The 20,174-nt window shown below is 36.2% G+C and carries 19 protein-coding genes and 1 tRNA gene; 4 read left to right on the top strand and 16 right to left on the bottom strand.

What is annotated here, in order from left to right:
• Nucleotides 1-35: 35 nt before the first annotated feature.
• On the bottom strand, nucleotides 36-482 hold the full coding sequence (locus ACS125_RS10370; protein ID WP_151962438.1) for a GNAT family N-acetyltransferase: 447 nt from the start codon (nucleotides 480-482) through the stop codon (nucleotides 36-38).
• A 201-nt stretch (nucleotides 483-683) separates the two neighbouring features.
• On the opposite strand from ACS125_RS10370, the gene ACS125_RS10365 reads away from it, so the two are divergent.
• Nucleotides 684-1,352, top strand: coding sequence for an O-methyltransferase (locus ACS125_RS10365; RefSeq protein ID WP_443271913.1), 669 nt, complete (start codon nucleotides 684-686; stop codon nucleotides 1,350-1,352).
• A gap of 116 nt (nucleotides 1,353-1,468) precedes the next feature.
• On the opposite strand, the gene ACS125_RS10360 is transcribed toward ACS125_RS10365, so the two are convergent.
• From ACS125_RS10360 to ACS125_RS10310, 11 genes are all read right to left on the bottom strand, one after another.
• Nucleotides 1,469-2,311, bottom strand: coding sequence for a universal stress protein (locus ACS125_RS10360; protein WP_004793411.1), 843 nt, complete (start codon nucleotides 2,309-2,311; stop codon nucleotides 1,469-1,471).
• Between the two features lie 155 nt (nucleotides 2,312-2,466).
• Entirely contained in the window at nucleotides 2,467-3,078 is a 612-nt protein-coding gene (locus ACS125_RS10355; RefSeq protein ID WP_443271911.1) for a DapH/DapD/GlmU-related protein, read from the bottom strand.
• Complete coding sequence (locus ACS125_RS10350) at nucleotides 3,071-3,670, bottom strand: IMPACT family protein (RefSeq protein WP_004793414.1); 600 nt, start codon at nucleotides 3,668-3,670, stop codon at nucleotides 3,071-3,073. Before ACS125_RS10350 ends, ACS125_RS10355 begins: the two co-directional genes overlap by 8 nt.
• 92 nt (nucleotides 3,671-3,762) lie before the next feature.
• Nucleotides 3,763-4,959, bottom strand: a complete 1,197-nt coding sequence (locus tag ACS125_RS10345) for an HlyD family efflux transporter periplasmic adaptor subunit (protein ID WP_443271908.1) — start codon at nucleotides 4,957-4,959, stop codon at nucleotides 3,763-3,765.
• Nucleotides 4,956-7,094 (bottom strand): type I secretion system permease/ATPase, encoded by a 2,139-nt coding sequence (locus tag ACS125_RS10340; RefSeq protein WP_174727375.1) that lies wholly within the window; start codon nucleotides 7,092-7,094, stop codon nucleotides 4,956-4,958. The genes ACS125_RS10345 and ACS125_RS10340 overlap by 4 nt, the downstream gene beginning before the upstream one ends.
• Nucleotides 7,091-8,557, bottom strand: coding sequence for a TolC family outer membrane protein (locus ACS125_RS10335; protein WP_174727378.1), 1,467 nt, complete (start codon nucleotides 8,555-8,557; stop codon nucleotides 7,091-7,093). Before ACS125_RS10335 ends, ACS125_RS10340 begins: the two co-directional genes overlap by 4 nt.
• Before the next feature lie 273 nt (nucleotides 8,558-8,830).
• Nucleotides 8,831-9,577, bottom strand: a complete 747-nt coding sequence (lptB, locus tag ACS125_RS10330) for an LPS export ABC transporter ATP-binding protein (RefSeq protein WP_003650837.1) — start codon at nucleotides 9,575-9,577, stop codon at nucleotides 8,831-8,833.
• Entirely contained in the window at nucleotides 9,577-10,125 is a 549-nt protein-coding gene (gene lptA / locus ACS125_RS10325; RefSeq protein WP_004793419.1) for a lipopolysaccharide transport periplasmic protein LptA, read from the bottom strand. Before lptA ends, lptB begins: the two co-directional genes overlap by 1 nt.
• Nucleotides 10,109-10,657 carry an LPS export ABC transporter periplasmic protein LptC gene (lptC, locus tag ACS125_RS10320; protein ID WP_004793421.1) on the bottom strand — a complete coding sequence of 183 codons (549 nt, stop codon included), beginning with the start codon at nucleotides 10,655-10,657 and terminating at the stop codon, nucleotides 10,109-10,111. The genes lptA and lptC overlap by 17 nt, the downstream gene beginning before the upstream one ends.
• Before the next feature lie 37 nt (nucleotides 10,658-10,694).
• The gene (locus tag ACS125_RS10315) at nucleotides 10,695-11,234 is read right to left on the bottom strand and encodes a KdsC family phosphatase (protein ID WP_002122322.1); all 540 of its coding nucleotides are present in this window, start codon (nucleotides 11,232-11,234) and stop codon (nucleotides 10,695-10,697) included.
• A 3-nt stretch (nucleotides 11,235-11,237) separates the two neighbouring features.
• Nucleotides 11,238-12,215: a KpsF/GutQ family sugar-phosphate isomerase gene (locus ACS125_RS10310; protein ID WP_013198420.1), complete on the bottom strand. Its 978-nt coding sequence runs from the start codon at nucleotides 12,213-12,215 to the stop codon at nucleotides 11,238-11,240.
• Nucleotides 12,216-12,428: 213 nt separating this feature from the next.
• Between ACS125_RS10310 and cysS the strand changes: the two genes are divergently transcribed.
• The 3 genes from cysS (at nucleotide 12,429) to ACS125_RS10295 (ending at nucleotide 14,700) form a co-directional block, all read left to right on the top strand.
• A complete protein-coding gene (cysS, locus tag ACS125_RS10305; RefSeq protein ID WP_151964724.1) occupies nucleotides 12,429-13,850 on the top strand; it encodes a cysteine--tRNA ligase in 1,422 nt (473 codons plus the stop codon).
• A gap of 63 nt (nucleotides 13,851-13,913) precedes the next feature.
• Nucleotides 13,914-13,989 (top strand) — tRNA-Gly (locus tag ACS125_RS10300).
• A gap of 330 nt (nucleotides 13,990-14,319) precedes the next feature.
• Nucleotides 14,320-14,700 (top strand): hypothetical protein, encoded by a 381-nt coding sequence (locus ACS125_RS10295; RefSeq protein WP_443271903.1) that lies wholly within the window; start codon nucleotides 14,320-14,322, stop codon nucleotides 14,698-14,700.
• A gap of 110 nt (nucleotides 14,701-14,810) precedes the next feature.
• On the opposite strand, the gene ACS125_RS10290 is transcribed toward ACS125_RS10295, so the two are convergent.
• Genes ACS125_RS10290 through ACS125_RS10275 form a run of 4 tightly spaced genes read right to left on the bottom strand, consistent with a single transcriptional unit; the run spans nucleotide 14,811 to nucleotide 20,133 of the window.
• Nucleotides 14,811-15,971, bottom strand: a complete 1,161-nt coding sequence (locus ACS125_RS10290; protein WP_353156836.1) for a JmjC domain-containing protein — start codon at nucleotides 15,969-15,971, stop codon at nucleotides 14,811-14,813.
• Between the two features lie 12 nt (nucleotides 15,972-15,983).
• The gene (locus tag ACS125_RS10285; RefSeq protein ID WP_238612427.1) at nucleotides 15,984-17,750 is read right to left on the bottom strand and encodes an ABC transporter ATP-binding protein; all 1,767 of its coding nucleotides are present in this window, start codon (nucleotides 17,748-17,750) and stop codon (nucleotides 15,984-15,986) included.
• The gene (locus ACS125_RS10280) at nucleotides 17,747-19,486 is read right to left on the bottom strand and encodes an asparagine synthase-related protein (RefSeq protein ID WP_443271900.1); all 1,740 of its coding nucleotides are present in this window, start codon (nucleotides 19,484-19,486) and stop codon (nucleotides 17,747-17,749) included. The genes ACS125_RS10285 and ACS125_RS10280 overlap by 4 nt, the downstream gene beginning before the upstream one ends.
• On the bottom strand, nucleotides 19,486-20,133 hold the full coding sequence (locus tag ACS125_RS10275) for a lasso peptide biosynthesis B2 protein (protein ID WP_238612429.1): 648 nt from the start codon (nucleotides 20,131-20,133) through the stop codon (nucleotides 19,486-19,488). The genes ACS125_RS10280 and ACS125_RS10275 overlap by 1 nt, the downstream gene beginning before the upstream one ends.
• Nucleotides 20,134-20,174 lie beyond the last annotated feature (41 nt).

Below are 20,174 nucleotides of genomic sequence, written 5' to 3'. Positions count from 1 at the left end.
TCCTTTCAATCGAAAGGAGTTTTTACATAAGCCTATTACAAGCGTTTAGCTAAAGAGATAAGTTTTGAACGCGTTTTAAAACCATGCTTTTTATAAAAATCTTCAGAAATAGAATCTCTTAACGTGTGTAGAACAATCGTTTCTATTTTATTTTCCCTACACTTTCCTTCTATATGCTTTAAAAGCTGGGTACCTATTCCTTTGCCTTGATATTGAGGATGTATAAAAAAATCATCTAGAGAATAACGTATTCCTTGTATGGTCGGATGAATATGCCCCATCCCAATTCCAATTAATTGGTTTTCCCATTTTGCGCAAAAGCCAAAAGAACATGCAGATTGAAAATAACTCTCAAAATATTTTCTCATTGGTTCTAAATCATCAAATTGCTCATTCCATGGCTCACGACTAAAAGCTAAACAATAAACTTCAATAGCTTCTTCAAGATCTACATTTGTGAAAGCACCCAACGTAATATTCATCTTATTTATACATTCCTAACTAATCATTTATAAAATAAGCAATAAATGAGCCTTTTGTGATCATTTTTTAATTTTGGTGATCGGTTTAGAAAAAGTAATTTGCTTATTCAATAATCAACCAAAATTTCTTGAACCGAAGGTTTTTGCACTCTAGACATAAACGTTTAAAATAGCCCGATCAACATATAGGTAAATTTGATTATGCAGCAGATGTGGACAGACATTGACCAATATATCGATTCACATTTAATTCCTGAAGACCCGCGACTCGAATATGCATTAAAGAATACCGACGAACACGGCTTTTCAAATCATCTTGCAGTGGCACCTAATCAAGGTATGTTCTTGCAGATGCTTATTCAAATGAATAAATGCAAACGAGTTTTAGAAATTGGAACCTTTGCTGCATACAGTACCATCTGGTTGGGTCGTGCTTTGCCTGAAGATGGTTATTTACTCACAATTGAAGGCCGTGCTACTCATGCAGAAATGGCTCAAAAAAATATCGACCATGCTAACCTTCCAGTAAATGTCGATCTTAGAGCTGGCCGCGCTGCTGATATTCTGTCTACAATTGATCCTCAATCTATTGAGCCTTTTGATTTTATTTTCATTGATGCAGATAAACAGGGCTATCCAGAATATCTAGAATTGAGCCTAAAATTCTCTAGATCGGGTACGATTATTGTGCTGGATAATGTGATTCGCGCAGGTGATATTTTAAATCCAGATAATAAAAAACCGAGTATTGAAGGCATCCGTGAAATGTTTAAAGCTCTCGAAAATCACCCACAAATATTGTCTTGTACAGCCTTACAAACGGTTGGTTCAAAAGGTCATGATGGCTTCGCAATTGCAATTGTGAAATAATGGTTAAAAAATCATCTTTTTTATTTTATTATTTATAATCAATAAATTACTTTTATTACTGTTGCTTTTCCATATAGTTATCCACAAGATTTGCGGATAACTATATGGAAATCTTATCATTTAGCCACAAGTAACGGTACAGTCGCGTTTCGGAATATGGTTGTCGCAATACTTCCTAAGAAGAATTGATGAATCTTGCTATGACTAAATGCGCCAAGCACAATAATTTGAATACCGTGTTCTTGTTGGTACTCTAAAATATTTTGTGCAACATCACCATAGCGATAAACGGTCACAACATCAATGCCCGCTTGTTTCAGGTAATGCTCAGGTTCATTTAATATTTCTGGATGATCACCCACATATACCAAATGACATTGCAGTGTTCGCAATAAATCACTTTGGGCAATACGGCGCATCATTTTTTGGCAAGTTGGTGAATATTCATAAGCAAAGATAAAACGGGTTGGTATTTTAAAGTTTTCCCCAATGGTTAAAACAGTACAATTGGCTCCGCGAATAAAGTTCTCAACATTACTACCGATTGGTTTATGTTTTTCGGCAGCTCGCTCCCCGACTCGGCCTAAAATGACGATGTCATTTTCATGCAATAGATTAAAACTTTGTTCTAAAAAATCACCTTTTTCTTGAATTTTTGAACTGGTAATACCATGTTTTTCTTGAATAAGATCAGAAATATGACGGAGTAAATTATTGCTATAGTCTAAAGCGAGTTCACTTTGTTTTTGTTCCAGCTCAGCTAACTCTTTTAGCAGCATTGCATTGCTTTCAAAGCCAATTACTCCACTAATTTCACCAAGATGATAACTTGCAGGGTAATAGTCTAGAATTTGTAATAATACAAGTTCTCGTCCGGTTGCTTTAGCCACCCATGCTGCTGCATCTGCAATAGCATTAATACACGGTGATGAGTCAATACACGCAATAACACGGTTCATGTTAGCCTCTCTTCTTAAGGTCTATTGCCTTGGAGATTATTATTAAAACTTAGCTTTAACTTAACATAGATAAAAATTGGTATGTTAAGGTTTATGTATAAAAATCAACTTTTTTGTTTAAAGATCAAACATTTTATTACATTCTTAAGACTGCATTATTCTCTTAAACGAATAAATTTTGCGGGATTTCCACCGACAATATGGTAAGGCTCAACATCTTTGGTCACCATACTATTCATCCCGACCACAGCATGCTTACCTACTTTAATCCCATCTTTAATACCAACATGTGCCCCTAACCAAACATCTTGCTCAATTTCAATTCCTTTAGAAGTGACAGGCTGTTGGTAAAGTGGACGGTCTAACTGCATCCCATGATCAAATGCATATAAATGACAATATGCTGCAATACGAACTTGGTCATACAATTTTATGCCGGCTCGTCCACCGTCTAAAATACAATGATGATTTATCGCGACTTCATTACCAATTTCAAGCGGTCCATGCAGACTACAATCTGCTGCGATAAAGCAATTATCACCAATAATAATTTTACGTCCTGGCTCAGCAAAAATGTGAGCTAACGGTGAAATAAAACAGTTTTCACCAATCTCAACGGTTTCCATGTCCATCAAATAAGCTTGATATTCTTTTTGCCATTCTTCAGCCCAAGCACGATGTTTAGGCTTTAAAGTCCAATATAACCATGGCATATAGTTTAAGCGGTGCTTATGTTGCTCCCGATATTTCAATAAGGAATCAGTCATCAGTTAATTCCTCTTCAATTTTTAACTCTTCACGGCCACGTGTTACATCTCGGAGTTTCAAGGCAAGCGGTTCAATTTGATGTATTTGTAGCCTTGCTTCAATATCTACACCTGTTGCAGTGTAGGTTTCCTGATATTCAATTTGTTGTTGAGTAAGTTCATATTGAAATATGGCCCACTCATTAAAGTGACAAGAAAAGTAAATCGTTTTCTTTGCAATGAGTTCAATACGCTCGGCCAAAAGCAAGCATTGCCCAGCACAGCCTCCATATGCTCTAACAAGCCCACCTGTTCCAAGTTTTATTCCACCATACCAGCGGTTAACCATCACAATAATATTCGTCAGGTCATTCCCTTCAATGGTCGCCAAGATTGGACGGCCTGCTGTTCCTGACGGTTCACCATCATCGTTAAAGCGCACGTTATGCCCAATTTTCCACGCCCAACATTGGTGAGTTGTAGAGATATCTTTATTAAGTTCTAAAAATTCTTTAACTTGCTGTTCATTTTCAACTGGCGCAGCAATAGCCTGAAATCTGCTTTTTTTAATTTCTTCTTCAAATGTAATCTGGGATGCAATCGTAAAAGCCATAAATTAAATAAAGCATAATAAAAATCAAATTATAACGTGAATTTAATAGAATCAAACCCATAAAAAAGCCCCGAATCTCGGGGCTTTTTTTATTATCTTTCTCGTAACGCTTCTTTCGCTTTATTAAACGGTTTAAGTAAGTAATCCAGTACTGTTTTTTCACCTGTACGAATATCTACTGTTGCCACCATACCCGGTGTAATACCAAAAGCCTTACCTTCTTTATTATAAAGCTTGTCAGAATCAGTTCGGATATAAACACGATAATAGAATTGGTCTTGTTTCACTTCATCACGAATCGTGTCCGGTGAAATAACCGTAACCTTACCTTTTAAACCACCATAAATTGAATAGTCATAGGCAGTAATCTTAACCAGTGCTTCTTGTCCTGGACGAATAAAGGCAATGTCACGCGGCAAAATACGCGCTTCAATAAGCAGCTGCTCATCAATCGGAACAATCGTCATCAATTTACCGTTTTGCGGAATAACACCACCATGGGTTGTGACTGCAATTTCTTTTACAACACCACGTACCGGTGCTTTAAACACTGCACGATCTAAACTATCACTACGACCCAGCACGATTTGTTGTTGCGTTTCACTATCCGTATTTGCTTTCGATAACTCTTCACGAGCCTTAACATAATACTGGTTCTGCGCATCATTCATTTTGTTTTGCAAATCATTTGCTTCACGACGTAAACGCAAAACTTCAACTTCACTTGCCGCACCTTTAGCCACTAACGGTTCTGTCATCGCCAGTTCTTGTTGCACCAGTTGCAAAGCCTGTTTTAAACCCGAAAGTGTTTGCTCAAGATCAGCACGACGTGAACGATATAGCGCCGTTTCTTCATGTACAAGTTTTGGTTCTTTCATCACAATGTCGGGAAAAATCAATGGCGTACCATTAACTTCCGCACGCAAACGCGCTGCTGTTGCCTGAGCAGAGATCAGTAAAGATCGAGATTCACCCACATTAGACGCAAAACGGGTTGGATCTAATTGCGCAAGAATTTCGCCCTTTTGAACAATGTCGCCTTCTTGTACATTCAGCTTGGTTAAAATACCGCCCTCTAAAGACTGAATCACCTGCTCTTTAGACGATGGAATCACTTTACCCGTACCAGTAGACACTTCTTCAAGTTTAAATACCCATGCCCAGATAAAGAAAATAACTAAGCCAATCCCCACAATCCAGATTACTAAACTGGCACGTGGTAATGGTGGCTCACTATAAGAGACATTCATTGAACGGGTGAGTTCTTGTTCTTTTTGTGGTTCGCTCATGAATTACCCCCTTGCACTTGTTTTTGTTGGGCTATTGATTGATTAAGGACCTGATCTCTTGGACCATCCATCACGATTTTGCCATCGTTAACCACAATAATACGGTCCACCAGTTCTAAAACAGCTCGGCGGTGAGTCGCAACCACCAAAGTCCGATGTGCCAGCCATCCTTTTAAATGATCAATCAATTGCTTCTCGGCCACATCATCAATGGCTGCTGTTGGTTCGTCTAACAATAAAATGTTAGGTTGACGAATCAATAAACGAGCCAATAATAATGCTTGTTTCTGACCACCCGAGAAACCAACGCCACCCTCTAAAATCAGGTGATCTAATCCTTCTTTTTTCTCTTGAACAAAAGGCAATGCACCCGTCACCACTAAAGCGCGAAGAATCTCTTCATCGGTTGCAAGCGGAGCACCCAAAGTAAGGTTCTCACGAATCGTACCGTAGAAAAGATACGCATTCTGGTTAAGTAAACCCATATCACGACGTACATCAGATGGGTCAATTAAAGACAGATCCAGACCATCTAAATACACCGAACCTTGAGTTGGGACTTGCATGCCAGATAGAAGCTGAAGCAATGTTGATTTACCCGCCCCATTACGCCCCAGAATTGCAATTTTTTCACCCGCGCGAATTTTTAAATGACGGATTGCCAAACTTGGTCTCGGGTCATCTTCTCCATATTGGAACAAGGCATTTTTTAATTCGTAATCACCATTTAAAGCAGCCTTATGTACCAGATGTGAACGGTCAGCCTGATCAATCGGACGTTGCATAAGTTCATCTAAACTTTGTTTTGCAACTTTCGCCTGCTGTAAACGTCCTAGAACGCCTGTAATCTGTGCAATTGGACCTAACATTCGTGAAGATAAAATTGAACAGGCAACTAAGGCACCTGTGGTCATTTCACCATCCATTACGGCAAAACACCCCACTAAAACCACAATCGCATAGGTCAGACCTTGAAGCATTTGAGTCCATGCCATTAAGGTACCAACGATTTTACGTTGTCTCATACCAATGTCGGCTGAAACTTCATTCATGTGGTTCCACTGGTTTTGGAAACGTGATTCAGCACGTAAAAGCTTGATATCTTCAATACCCTGCACTGCTTCTACCAGAATAGCATTACGAATTGAAGATTCTCTCATACCCTCTTGTGCGAGCTGCGCTAGCTTCTTCTGTGCCAGAATACCCGGCAAAAGCATAAGTGGCACAACCAGCAACATTACCCAGAACAATTTCCCGCCAATAATCGCAAAGATGGTCAGGAACAAGAAAAAGAACGGGAAATCGGCAATTGCACTAATGGTGGTAGAAGTCACCAGTTCACGAACCCCTTCGAGCTCACGAATCTGGGAAATAAAACTACCGGTAGATTTTGACCGGTCTTTATTTTTGATGCGTAATGCATGGCCAAATACACGGTCTGAAACCCGTAAGTCAGCACGTTTACCAATAATGTCGGATAAATACACCCGCGATATACGTAGGGTAAACTCAAAAAGAGCAGCAATCAGTACACCGCCTGCCAGAACCCATAAAGTCGGGATAGACTGTGAAGGTACAACACGGTCATAGACTTGCATTGAGAAAATAATGGTTGCCAGTGCCAGTACATTGGCAATGAGTGAGGCAAACATAATATCAACGTAGCGCTTCCAGTCTCTGAGTACAATTGACCAGAACCAGCTTGCTTCATACGGTTTGATATATTCATCAATACGCGCATCGGGAATAGAAGTTTCAGGACGCAGAATATAGACATTCTTAATTGTCTTTTTTAAGACATCTAAGCTTAAATTTTGGGAAAGGCCGTGATCTCCACTCAACTGGATACTGACATTTCCTTGAGTATCAGCTTTATCAACAACACCGACCTGTCCGTCGTTAAACTCGACCATGACAGGCAGGCGCCACGGATTCAGTACGTCTAAAGAAAAAGGTACTTTACGTAAATTGAGACCAACCTGACGTGTAATGAGCTGTAAAACATCATCAAGATTTTGATTCTGGTTCCAGTCAAGTTGCAAACGGATTCTTTCTTCTGAAGGCTCAATTCGATAATGTTTAGCAATCGTTAAGACCGACTGTAACCAGGGCTGGTAGTTTATTTTTGTCATCATGGTTGTACTTCGAACCCCTGAATTGAAATATTATTTAAGCCATAGGCTTGGCGGGAACGTCCTGTTGCCGAAATGTACTGAACAATACTGTTGTAGATGTCATAACGTGCAGACTCAAGTTCTGAATTAGCACTATGAATGGCCTGCTCTGCATTTAATAAATCGACCAATGAACGTGTCCCGAGCTTGTACTGCTCTTGATAAAGTTCACGTGTACGAACCGTTGTGGCTTGACGATTGGTCAACACCTGCATTTGACGTTGTTTATTTTCAATTTGCTCACGGCTCGTTCTGATCTGGTCAAGAACATCCATATAAACTGAATTGACCTTAGACTTTGCAGCTTCTTCGGCATAACTCGCCATTTTTACCTGAGAAGAAACGGCTCCACCTTGATAAAACTGACTGCTTGCTTCAAGCATGACGGAACTGTATAGGCCGTCATCTTTATCATTGTTTGGGTTTCGACCATTAATGGCCTGGCTTAAGGAACCTTTGACTGACAAAGTTGGATAACGTGTTAAACGGGTCTGTTCCTTTTGTGCCTTGGCAACTTCAACACTCGCTTGCGCCGCAATCATTTTTGGAATGGTATTGAATTCAGGTTCACCATATAAATCGGACACTTTCACCAAATCATCTGAAATAATCCAGCCAGTTCGAGATACATCTGCACCTAGCAATGTTCTTAAATGTTGTTGGTACTGACGTAATAAAGATTGCTGAGCAATCAAACCAGACTGGGCAGCTTGCAAATAAGACTGGGCTTGGATTGGGTCAGCTTGGCTGCTAATACCGGCATTTGCACGTAAATTCGCAATATCCTGAATACGTTGAATACCTGCAATTTGCTGCTCGGCAATTTTATTTAATTGAAGGTAGCGTTGAATATTAACAATGGTTTGCGCGACATCAAGTGCAATATCATCAATGCTGACCAGCACATTGGCCTGCTCGACTTGAACCTTGGCTTGCTCAACATCTACACCTGATTTAACTTTACCAAAATCATAGAGCATCTGAGTTGCATTTAAGGTCAATAACTGCCGACCACGCTCACCACTACTCAAGTCACCTGTAGTAATTCCACCTGAAAGCTGAGGGTAATAACCCGCCTTGGCGTAATCAATACCTGCATTTTGACCAGCTAAAGTGGAAATGGCTTGAGAAATATCCGGGTTACGCTGGATTGCGATTTTCACCGCTTCCTGCAAAGTCATTTGCCTTGATGGCAAATTTGAATAAGATGCAGCTGATCTATCATTGAGTTGAACAGTCGGAAACTCCTGAACTCTAGAACGATCTAGCTTAAAATTACTCAGCTCTTGCATCTTGGCAACTTTAAATTCATCACTACTTTTAGGGGCAAAAAGTTGCGATAAGTTGTCTTTTAAAGTGTGATATTGCTCACTTGGTTTAGCAGCATATATCACCACAGGCACATGCAATGAAGTTAAAAGCATCAACCCTTTCAGGAAAGCCGGCTTTTTACATGTCCTTTTTACTCTTCTCTGGTTATATCCAATCATGCTTGTCTTGTTGATCTTGTTTGTTATCGTTTAAAAGCTTTTACATTCTACATATTTTTTTGCATAAAGAAGCATAATTGCAGGAATAATTCACACATTACATTTTCCTCAAGTGAATGCGCTAATTTATTGTTTTTAATAATTAAATACAAAAAAACCAAAAAGAGGCCTTGACCTCTTTTTAGACAAATAGATTAACTATTTTATTTAAACTGTAAAATCGTCACCTAAGTAGACTTTACGGACTTGTTCGTTGTCCAGAATTTCTTGTGGTGTACCTTCTGCAATTACAGCCCCTTCACTCACAATATATGCACGTTCACAAATTGCCAAAGTTTCACGTACGTTATGGTCAGTAATGAGTACACCGATGCCACGATCCTTCAAAGTCTGGATAATATCTTTAATATCTCCAACCGAGATTGGGTCAACGCCGGCAAATGGTTCATCAAGCAACATAAATTTAGGATCGGCAGCCAATGCACGTGCAATTTCAGCACGGCGGCGTTCACCACCAGATACACTCATTCCCAATGAATCTTTAATATGACTGATTTTAAAGTCATTTAATAATTCAGTAAGACGTTGCTGGCGCTGTTGCTTATTTAGGTCTTTGCGTGTTTCTAAAATGGACATAATATTTTCAGCAATGGTCAGCTTTCTAAAAATAGAAGCCTCTTGCGGAAGATATCCAATACCCTTGCGTGCCCGTTCATGCATTGCCAAATCAGACATATCAAGATCATCAAGGTGAATTTCACCTTTGTCCATGCGCACTAGCCCTACAACCATATAGAAGCTTGTGGTTTTCCCTGCACCGTTAGGGCCAAGCAAACCAACAATCTGTCCACTTTGCATACTAAAAGATACGTCTTTGACGACCCAACGCTTACTATAGTTTTTTCCTAAGTGCTTAATACACAAAGTTTGGGGTTGTTGAAGAGCTTGTTGCATTATTCACGCGCTCCTGGAAAGCTTTTTGAACTTGATGGTGGAATAATAATCTGCACACGATTTGATGATGAGCCCTGAGCTTCAACATCACCTTTATTCATACTATATTTCAATGAGTTACCACGAATACTAGAACCATCTTGATATAAATATGCGCCACCATTCAATGTAATAATGCCGGTATCTGCATTATAAACAATGGTTTGTCCTTCACCGCGTGCCACACCTTTATCAGCACTTATTTGTTGCTGAAACTTAGACGGTCGGCCTTTAGCTGTAATGGTTTGGATTTCACGCTTAGAGTTTAACGTCGCAACAATCGAATCAGCTTGAAGCTTCATCGTACCTTGCTCAATCACGACATTACCAGTGTATGTCGTCAAACCAGTTTTTTCGTTATAAGTTGCACGGTCTGCCACAAGTGAAATTTGTTGATTACGGTCAGACGGCAACGCAAAAGTCGAAGCTGATGTTAAAGCAACGAATGTAATAACCGCAGCTTGTTTTAGGAAAGCTGAAGAACGTTTTAAATTAAGACTTTGGTGCATACTTTCCTCGAATATTAAAAAATTCGTACTGACCGTTATTCAAATTGGCTTTTAATCCTTTGCTAACAAAATCGCCTTGTGGAGATTGAACAACCACTTGGTGATTCGTTTCAATTTCTCTGGTTTTTGGATAACCCGTTAACTCATCGGTTTGGAATTCAATCTTTCCTTGTGGAGCAAGTTTAGTTGCGACCACATCACCCGATAAGATAACTTTACTATTATCATCATAACCATTTGCCTGTTTCGCAAAGAACGTTGCATCAACTTTGCCATCTTTATACATAGATGCTTTGAGTTGATCCAACTTTGATGTTTTTTGTTGCATATCCTGTTCAAGCTGACGAACTTCAGCACGAATATACAAATTGCCTTGATCATCAGTTTGAGTCAAATGGACGCCCTGCGCCGAATATGTCATATTCTTCGCCGAAGCAATGTCTAGTTTTTTTGCTTTGCCACTATAGTAGTAATAACCACCACTTATAGCAGCAATAACTACAGCGACAATAGATAAAACTCTGGTATCCATGAGCAGGAATAGCCTACCTTTTTAAGTAATCTTATTATTAATGCGGTACTGCAAGATATTTTTCAAGAAGTTCTTGGTAAATGCCTTTTGCGATCAGCAACATATCACAGACTTCTCGTACAGCACCACGTCCGCCCATCGACTGGGTAACCAAATGCGCACGGCGACGTACTTCTTCATGACCATTTGGCACAGTGACACTCATTCCTGCGATTGCAAAAGCAGATAAATCAGGCCAGTCATCGCCCATATACAAGCAATCGGAAGGCAAAATATTAAACTGTGCACAAGCTTCACGTAACGCAGAACCTTTGTCTTCACGACCTTGAAAAACGAGGTCTACGCCTAAATCAGACATACGCTTTTCAACAATATTACTTTTTCGACCTGTAATAATGATGACTTTCATGCCTGCTTGCTGCGCAAGTTTCATGCCTAAACCATCACGAATATCGAATGATTTAATCTCATCGCCACTATTGGTTAAAGTTACAAAGCCATCGCTCAAGATACCATCGACATCCAGAACCAATGCCTGTAGATGACGTGCTTGTTCTAACAATGCATAAGATGCCATTGATTAATTTACCCCTGCCTGAATAAGGTCATGCATACTAATTACACCAATCACTTTATTTTGGTCATCCACCACAACAAATTGACTGATTTTTTTCAGGTTAAGCTGTTGTAGAGCTTCTACCGCACGTGCTTCTTGAGAAATAGTCGACGGTTTTTTTGTCATTACTTCAGAAACAGGTAAATTCACATCGAAACCTTGCTGTTTATCAATTAAACGACGCAAGTCACCATCGGTGAAAATACCAAGCAAGTGTTCCTGTTCATCTACAATCGTGGTCAAGCCTAAACGCTTATTAGAAATTTCGTAAAGCACTTGATTCATTGGAGTATCTGGTGAAACTTTTGGCAATTCATCGCCTGTATGCATGAGGTGTTTTACATGTAAAAGTAAACGCTTACCCAATGCTCCAGCAGGATGCGAGCGAGCAAAATCATCTGCAGTAAAACCACGCGCTTCAAGTAAGGCAACAGCCAGCGCATCACCCAATACTAAGGTTGCAGTTGTGCTTGATGTCGGAGCTAATCCGAGTGGGCATGCTTCATCAGACTCACCTAAAGTTAAAGCGATGTCGGCATTTTGAGGCATTGGCCCTTTATCAGTACGGCTAATGGTAATAAGAGGTACACCAAGATGTTTAATAAGTGGCATCAACATCATGATTTCATCACTTTTTCCAGAATTGGAAATCGCAATTAAAACGTCACCACGAACCAGCATACCCAAATCGCCATGCCCAGCTTCGCCCGGATGCATAAAGAAAGATGGTGTACCAGTTGAAGCAAAAGTCGCAGCCATTTTACGGCCAATATGCCCTGACTTCCCCATGCCAGTAATCACAACACGGCCTTTACACTGTAACAATATTTCACAGGCCTGATTAAAACTGTCATTAATTTGTGTTGCTAACACGTCTAGGGCTTGCTGCTCAATACGCAAGGTTGCTAATGCGCTGCTTTGAAAATCTGTAGGGTTGGGCATACGAGTTTGACTCAAAATAATTGATCTGATCTCTTGTGAAGATCGGTGATTTTAATCAAAAGATTTGGGGGCATTCTAACATAACTCAATCATCTACACGTTTTTAAATGTATAAGATTTCACAAGCTTATAAAATTCTTGTATAAAACTTTGTGAAAAATGATGCATCAGTTATGATGTAACACTGTTTTTGTTGAGTGTTTGAAAACCCTTATGCAACCGTTTGTTTTATATAACTCTGAGCAACGAAAAAAAGTTGAATTTGTACCTCGCAAAGAAGGTCACATCGATATGTACGTCTGCGGTATGACCGTTTACGATTACTGTCATATCGGGCATGCTCGAGTTATGGTTGCATTTGACTACATTATTCGTTTCTTGCGTAGCCAAGGCTGGAATGTTCGCTATATTCGTAACATTACCGACATTGACGACAAAATTATTAAACGCGCGAATGAAAATGATGAAACCATTCAGCAGCTCACTACTCGTTTTATTGATGCAATGAACGAAGATGCAGCTAATTTAGGCTGTGCTGCACCTGATGAAGCACCTAAAGCGACTGAATATATTGATCAGATGCAAAACATGATTGGTAATCTGGTCAATAAAGGCTCTGCTTACCCTGCTGCAAATGGCGATGTTTATTTTGAAGTCACCAAATTTGAGAAGTATGGTCGTCTCTCTGGTCGTAAGCTTGATGATATGCAAGCTGGTGCAAGTGAGCGTGTTGACGTAGAAGTTGAAAAGAAACATCCGTTTGACTTTGTACTTTGGAAACATGCCAAAGAAAATGAACCATCTTGGGCATCTCCTTGGGGCAATGGCCGTCCGGGTTGGCACATTGAATGTTCTGCCATGTCGACTTGCTGCTTAGGCAATCACTTTGACATTCATGGTGGTGGTTCAGATTTAATGTTCCCTCATCATGAAAATGAAATTGCGCAAAGTGAAGCTTCAACTGGCGAACAATATGTAAACTACTGGATGCATGTTGGCTTTATTAACGTTGATGGTGAAAAGATGTCTAAGTCTTTAGGCAACTTCTTTACTATTCGTGACGTGATGGAGAAATTCCACCCTGAAGTGATTCGCTACTTTATTGTGTCTTCACACTATCGTAGTCCTGTGAACTTCTCTGATGTGGCACTTAAAGAAGCAAAAACTTCTTTAACTCGTTTCTATCACTCATTTAAAGCTTACCAACAAGTGTATGGTCAAACGACAACTGAAACGCTTGATCAAAGTTTTGTTGAACGCTTTAACAATGCAATGTGTGATGACTTCAACACAGCCGAGGCAATGGCGGTATTGTTTGAACTGAACAAAGAATTGAACCGTGCTGTAAAAGAAGAGCAAGCAGACCAAGCGACTGTGCTTTATTCGACACTACGTCACCTCACCAACATTTTAGGTTTGGTACAACACAATGTAGATGATTTCTTAAAATCAGATATTGGACAAGAAGCGCTTGCTTTGTCTGATGCTGAAATTGAAGATTTTATTCAACAACGTGTGGATGCAAAAAAAGCAAAAGATTTTGCTAAAGCAGATGGTATTCGTCAGTCTTTACTCGACCAAGGTGTTGTATTAGAAGATACGCGTCAAGGTACAGTTTGGCGTCGTGCTGATTAAATGTTCAATTAAATCACAAGAGTGTTGACACTTTAGTGAAACACTCTATAATGTGCTCACATTGCGGGAATAGCTCAGTTGGTAGAGCATAACCTTGCCAAGGTTGGGGTCGCGAGTTCGAGTCTCGTTTCCCGCTCCAAAATTTAAAAACCACTTAATTCGAAAGAATTAGGTGGTTTTTTTATGTCTATTGCTTAGCTAAAAAATCTGATTCCTTCCGCCTCTTCTTATAATTATCTTTAATCAAATTTAACGGCTGCATTCTTTCAATAAAGGACAAGATGGTAAGCGTCTGTACGATCTCGAATAAAGCTATAAGTATCCTTGAAAAATCTAATATTAAAAGGTAGCAACGGTGATCGAGACGGAAGAATTAAGACGGAGATACTCTTTCCTAACAAATTAATTTTTTGGGAATGATCCCCTCGATTAATATCAAAGTGTATTTAACTCACATATAGGTGTGAACTTGGATATTTATAAAAAATTGATTTGTTCCGCTATTAATATACTTTTGGTCGCTTGTCAGCCACAAGTATCGAGGGTCGAAAATAGCCATGTGAAAATACCAAGTTATCAATCAAATGGCTTTTTTTCCTCTGCACGATTAAGGGGCCCGTTGCAGTTAAAACAAGAATGTCTATATGTAAATGATATTCTAATTATTTTCCCTAAAGGATATGCAGAATGGGATCCTAAAAATCAAACTTTAACTTATAAAAGTAAGAAAATTGCTTTAGGCGAAGAATTAGATTTAGCTGGTGGTTTTGGTCGGTTTGAGCGAGATAATCAGCGAATTAAAAATTTAAGCCCTTTATGTGATCATAAAACTATTTGGCTTGCTGGATAAAGCTGGAAAAATTAAGCTTTATAACTATAAAAGGGTTAAATGCCCTTTTATAGTTATAAAGTAAAATTTGATGTTATAGTCATCAAAAAATTAAGAAACTATTATTAAAATTAATTATAAATAGTGATAATTCCAGCATGAATCATATCTGTACAAACTTTATTAATATAATTAATCTGCATACCATTCTCAAATCCTTCTCTAGAAAGAGTAGAATAGTGAACTGGCTTTCCTAATAACAACTCATTAAAAGAAGCTGAAATCTCTTTAGGCACAACCCATTTCTTTAGTCCATTAGTAATAATTAATCCATTTTGATGTTCTTTCTCATATCTAATAAAATGATTTAATATAAAAGTTTGATTCGCAAAATTTGCATCAGCTGACTCAATTCCTACATAGGGTAAATTTAAAAGAGAATTGAATTTAAAATTAGATTTAAGATGATGCATAACATTATGAATTTTATTAGAACTCCATTGAACTTTAGATAAATTAGAAAAGAAGTTTGAAACAAATTCTTCCATTTGTTTTTTATCATTTATATTTGGCATTCTTTTCCTAAACTCAGGAATTTTAGACAAATCATCTTTCAGCCAATCTAATAAATCTAAAGCGGTATACCTATGAATTCCAATAGTTGCATGTAGAGAAATATCATCTCCTGTTTCAGCCGAATGTATTTGCCCCATTGGAACATATAAAACATCCCCTTTTTGCAAAGTAAATTCGGCAAGTAGTTTTTCACTTTTCTTTACTATATGTTTATGATTTACAGGGTCTAGATCTGCAAAATCATAAATCTTCCATTTTTTCGATCCTTCTAATTGAATAATGAAAGTATCTTGCTCATCCCAATGAGACCCAAAAGGACTACGTGAATTTTTCCAAGATGCATATAAATTAGCTTGTGTATTCGTACATAAAAATTGGGACAGATTTGAACAGAACTTAGCAAGCTTGACGTGCTTCGTGTGCGCACTATTTAGGACAAAAGTGTAACCATTGAAAATATATTTATTAAAGACATTTGAAATTTCCTGTGCTCTCTTTTTCTTATCTTTGAATAAATTATATGGTGAAACAAAACCACTTTCACCTAACATTAACACATCATTATAAGAGTCCAATATAGAAATAGTATAATTTAGTTCCGACCAGTTGCATAACATATCTGGATCAAAAATATTCTTTCTATAAAACCAACTAGATTTGTTATAATTAGCTACAAACTCATCAATAAAATTATGATCAAAATAATCTAAAATCATATAAATATTCCTTTAATCAATTTCTTTCATCAAATCTTTTAAATTATTATTTGTATAAATTAAATCACTATATTTACCAGTTTCAATAACTCGACCTCCATCTAAAACAATTACTTTATCAACATTACGAATAGTATTTAATCTATGTGCAATAATAATAATCGTAGAATTTGTGAATTTATCAAATAATAAATCCATAATTTCTTTTTCTGTAACCGAGTCTAATGAAGAGGTTGGCTCATCAAAAATAATTACAGGTGAATTCCTTAAAAAAGCTCGCGCAAGTGAAATTCGCTGTCTTTCTCCGCCAGAAATCTTAACACCATGCTCACCTACAACAGTGTCATAACTTTTATCTAATTTAGAAATAAACTCATGAATTTTAAACTTTTTAGCAACTTCTATTGCTTCATCTTTACTACGATCAGTTCCAATTGTAATATTTTTCCAGATAGGTAAGTTAAAGATATGACATTCTTGAGAAATAACTGAAATATTATTTCTTAAAGATTTTAGGCTAAGGCTTCTTATATCAATACTATTAAATTTAATTTCACCTTCGTAATCATCATAAAAACCATAAAGAAGTTTTACAAGAGAAGACTTTCCTGAACCAGTCCTACCTATAATTGCAGTTACTGTATTACTCTCAAAAGAACAATTAACATTATCTAGTGCTGTATGTTTATTATTAGGATAAATAAAATTTAAAGAATTAATATCTATATTAATATAAGACTTTTCAATATTTTTTTTGCCTTTCCAAATTTCTTGTTCTGTAGAAAGGCTATTAATTTTTTTATAATTATCAAGAAAAACCCTACCTTGGTTCACTTGTCTCATAACACCACCTACAGCTTCAACTGGCTTAACTAATTGGAGCAAATAAGTAATCATCAAAACAAAATCACCTATCGTCATTTTTCCTTGAAGTAGCTTTGAATAAGATAAATACGTAATTAAACCTAAGAGGATAGTAAAAATTATTGTTGTTACAAAGTTTACAGATATTGTAGTGTTGAAATATGTAATATATGATTTTTTTAGCTTTTCATTTTGTTTACCCATTATTTCAATATAGTCTTTTTCAACACTTAAATACTTATTAGTTTCAGGGTATAAAAAAGCCGAATTTAAGTCAGAGTTAACATTATTCTGATCTTCTACCACATCCCTATTTGAAACCATTATCTTATTATTACCTTGAACAAAATAGTAAATATACAAAGTAATTCCAAATAAAATAATCAGCAAAAAGGAAACGTCATAAAAAGAAAGGATTACAATTGATGTACCAACAACTTGAAATATGATTAAAAGGCCAACTTGGATAAAAGATTGCAAATATATAGTTACACTCCGAGTACCGTTACTAATAGATTGTACTAACTTCCCAGAAGTGTAATTATGTAAATATTTAACTGGTAAATTTATAATATGTGAAATCGATTCATTCCTCATCAAGCTATGTATAGTTTGTTCAATTTTGCAAAAAAAAGTCCATTGTAAATCTATCAGATAACGAGATGCGGATTGTGATATTACGTACAAACTTAATAGAATAGAAGTTACTAAAATTGCATTTTCAGCCCCTGAGCTAAAACTATCAATTGAATACTTTAAAGCTAGAGGCGCTAGAACTGTAGCTAAAGAGGAAAGTAGAATAATAAAAATATATGTAAAGAAGTTAAATACAATTTTCTTATCATTGTTATTAAAAATATATGATAGAACAAATTGAGATAGTATATATAAATTTGTTTTTTTTAAATAATTCATAATTTTTTTCCTTCAACCTTTCTCATCCACATTTCACTTGTAAATAATCTAAATAGCTCCATTTTAACGGTATCATTATTCTTTGACTTTTCTATTAATAAATTTAGATCAAATTTAGAAATAATATCTTTTTTAACCAAGCTTCCATTACACAAAATTTCGGTAATATTATTAAAATTATCCTCGATAATATCAGCATAATATGAACCTACCCCTGATTTCGTCCTTCTCCTATATATACTTTCTGGCAAGTAGTCTTTAAACGCTTCACGAATAAGTCCTCTACTAATTAATTGAGGTGTCAAAATATAACTTGGAATGGATAGACAATACTCCATAATTGGTTGAGATAACAATGGATGTAAATTATCGACAAAATTAGAGGTATAAAAATTGGTATAGAAGTTTTGAGAATCTGCCAAGCAGAATATTTGAAATTTCTTCCCATTGTTGATATGAGAAATATTCTCTATCCATGGATGAGATAAATATTTATTATCAATAACTTGTTTATATTTTTCATTGCAAATACTTTTATCAATTTTTCCTTCATACGCGTACCTCCTACTTCCAAATAATATAGAAGCAGCAGTTTTCTTAAAAACTGACCAAATTGTATTATTTGTTAATTCAGCTGTTCTTATTGCTGTTGAAAGATATCCCTTCAAGCCATTATCTCTAAAATAGTCTTGAGCAATAAATATTGAATTTTTTGTTTGAAATAATACATCCCCTGCACATCCAGAGAAGATAGAATCAATATTGCATTTTTCTAGAATCTCTAACTCTTTATCTAATATTTCAAAACCTAAACCATATTTCAATGGCTTATATTGAATAGGATATATACTTAATTTATCTTCTAGATTAAATTTATTTTCTTCCATCTTAAATACAAAAAGTGGAAATTCATACATATTACTGACATCTCTAGCATATCGCTCTTCATTACCTAATTCAGAGTCAAAACATAAGTTCAATCCGTAAATATTAGTATTTGTATGCTTTCTAAGAATAGTAGCAACTAAGCTCGAATCCAAACCTCCTGATAGATTCAACAAAATATTATTATATTCGTTACCCCAACAACTTACACAGTCAATAACAACTTTTCTCAACTCATCCATTGCCACATCAATTGTTAGATTATCACTTTTTACAAATTTTTCAGGTGACCATATAGTTTTTATTTTTAAATCATATAAAGTTATACTCTCACCTGAAAGTAGATTGCTGATATTTTTAAAGCCGGTTTCTCTTAGGTTTAATCTCTCATAGCATAAAGATGCAGCCACATATTTGTCATTCACTTCCAAATTACTTTCACTATATTTTTTATAAAACTCTACATCTGAAAACCCAATTGTATTTTCATTATTTATAGTCCATAGAAAATCAAATGAACATGCTGGATCTTTAAAAACTTCGACATTCTCATTATCAAAAATTATAGCTATATATGAGCCCCAAAAATCTTTAACAAGCTCTTCAATAGTTATAATTGTTTTATTTTTATTTTCAACTTTAGAAGATTTATTTTTAATTTTTTTAAATAATTTACCAATAATTATTGCATTGCTAAAGAAATAAGTTTCACCTGAACTGGTAGGGTGACTTAACCATAGATTTGTTTTTGAATTTATTTCTATTTTTTCCAATTCTTTATTTAACAAACTATAGTTAATAGAAGAGTTAAAGTCTGTGCTTTTTTTAAATTCCAGCATATATCTAAACATTACTTTACCACCATTATTGGCTTATATTTTTCAATGTGTTGCAATTCATCATTTAATATTTTTCTATCTTTTTCTAACCATGCATGAGCCCTAAATGGTTTCGTTTTAACTCCAATTACTAATTCAGAATCGATACCATGTAACATAAGGAACTGCTTTAAGCTTATTGACTGAAATAAGCACTCATCTACTTTACTCCATGGTAAAAAAACTATACAGGCGTTATAAGTCCCGATAACTTCAGCGATCTTATTATCATTAACTTTACTAAACGTACTTTTATTTCTAAATTTCGGAAAAGGACTTTTTAGAAACTTTATCCGTGCTTTATTTAAAGTATTAATGAATACTACTTTTACAATATTTCCAAAATTCACTTGTCTTTTTGCAGCATAAGTATTTGATAAAATACTATTTAGTGGTAGTTCTCTTTCCTTTTTGACAATAGTTTCTAACTTATTTTCTCTATCATACTCAATAATCTGTTTTTCAATTAATTTATTAAATTTAGTTTTCTCTATTTCACAATTTAGCAATTCTGCTGTATCTTTCTCATTCAATTGGAAATATCGGTAATTTCTTGAGTCTAAGAAAACTAGACAACCTTGATCAATACATGCATAAACATTATTTTTTAATCTGTACATTTTGAGTATTTTCTTCTAATAAGTTTTCAAAAGATAAAGAG

Origin of the sequence: Acinetobacter sp. PFS20 (genome assembly GCF_052261015.1) — a bacterium.
Classification (GTDB): domain Bacteria; phylum Pseudomonadota; class Gammaproteobacteria; order Pseudomonadales; family Moraxellaceae; genus Acinetobacter.
Note: the sequence above shows the minus strand (reverse complement) of the source record. Positions and strands in the feature narration are given on the sequence as shown.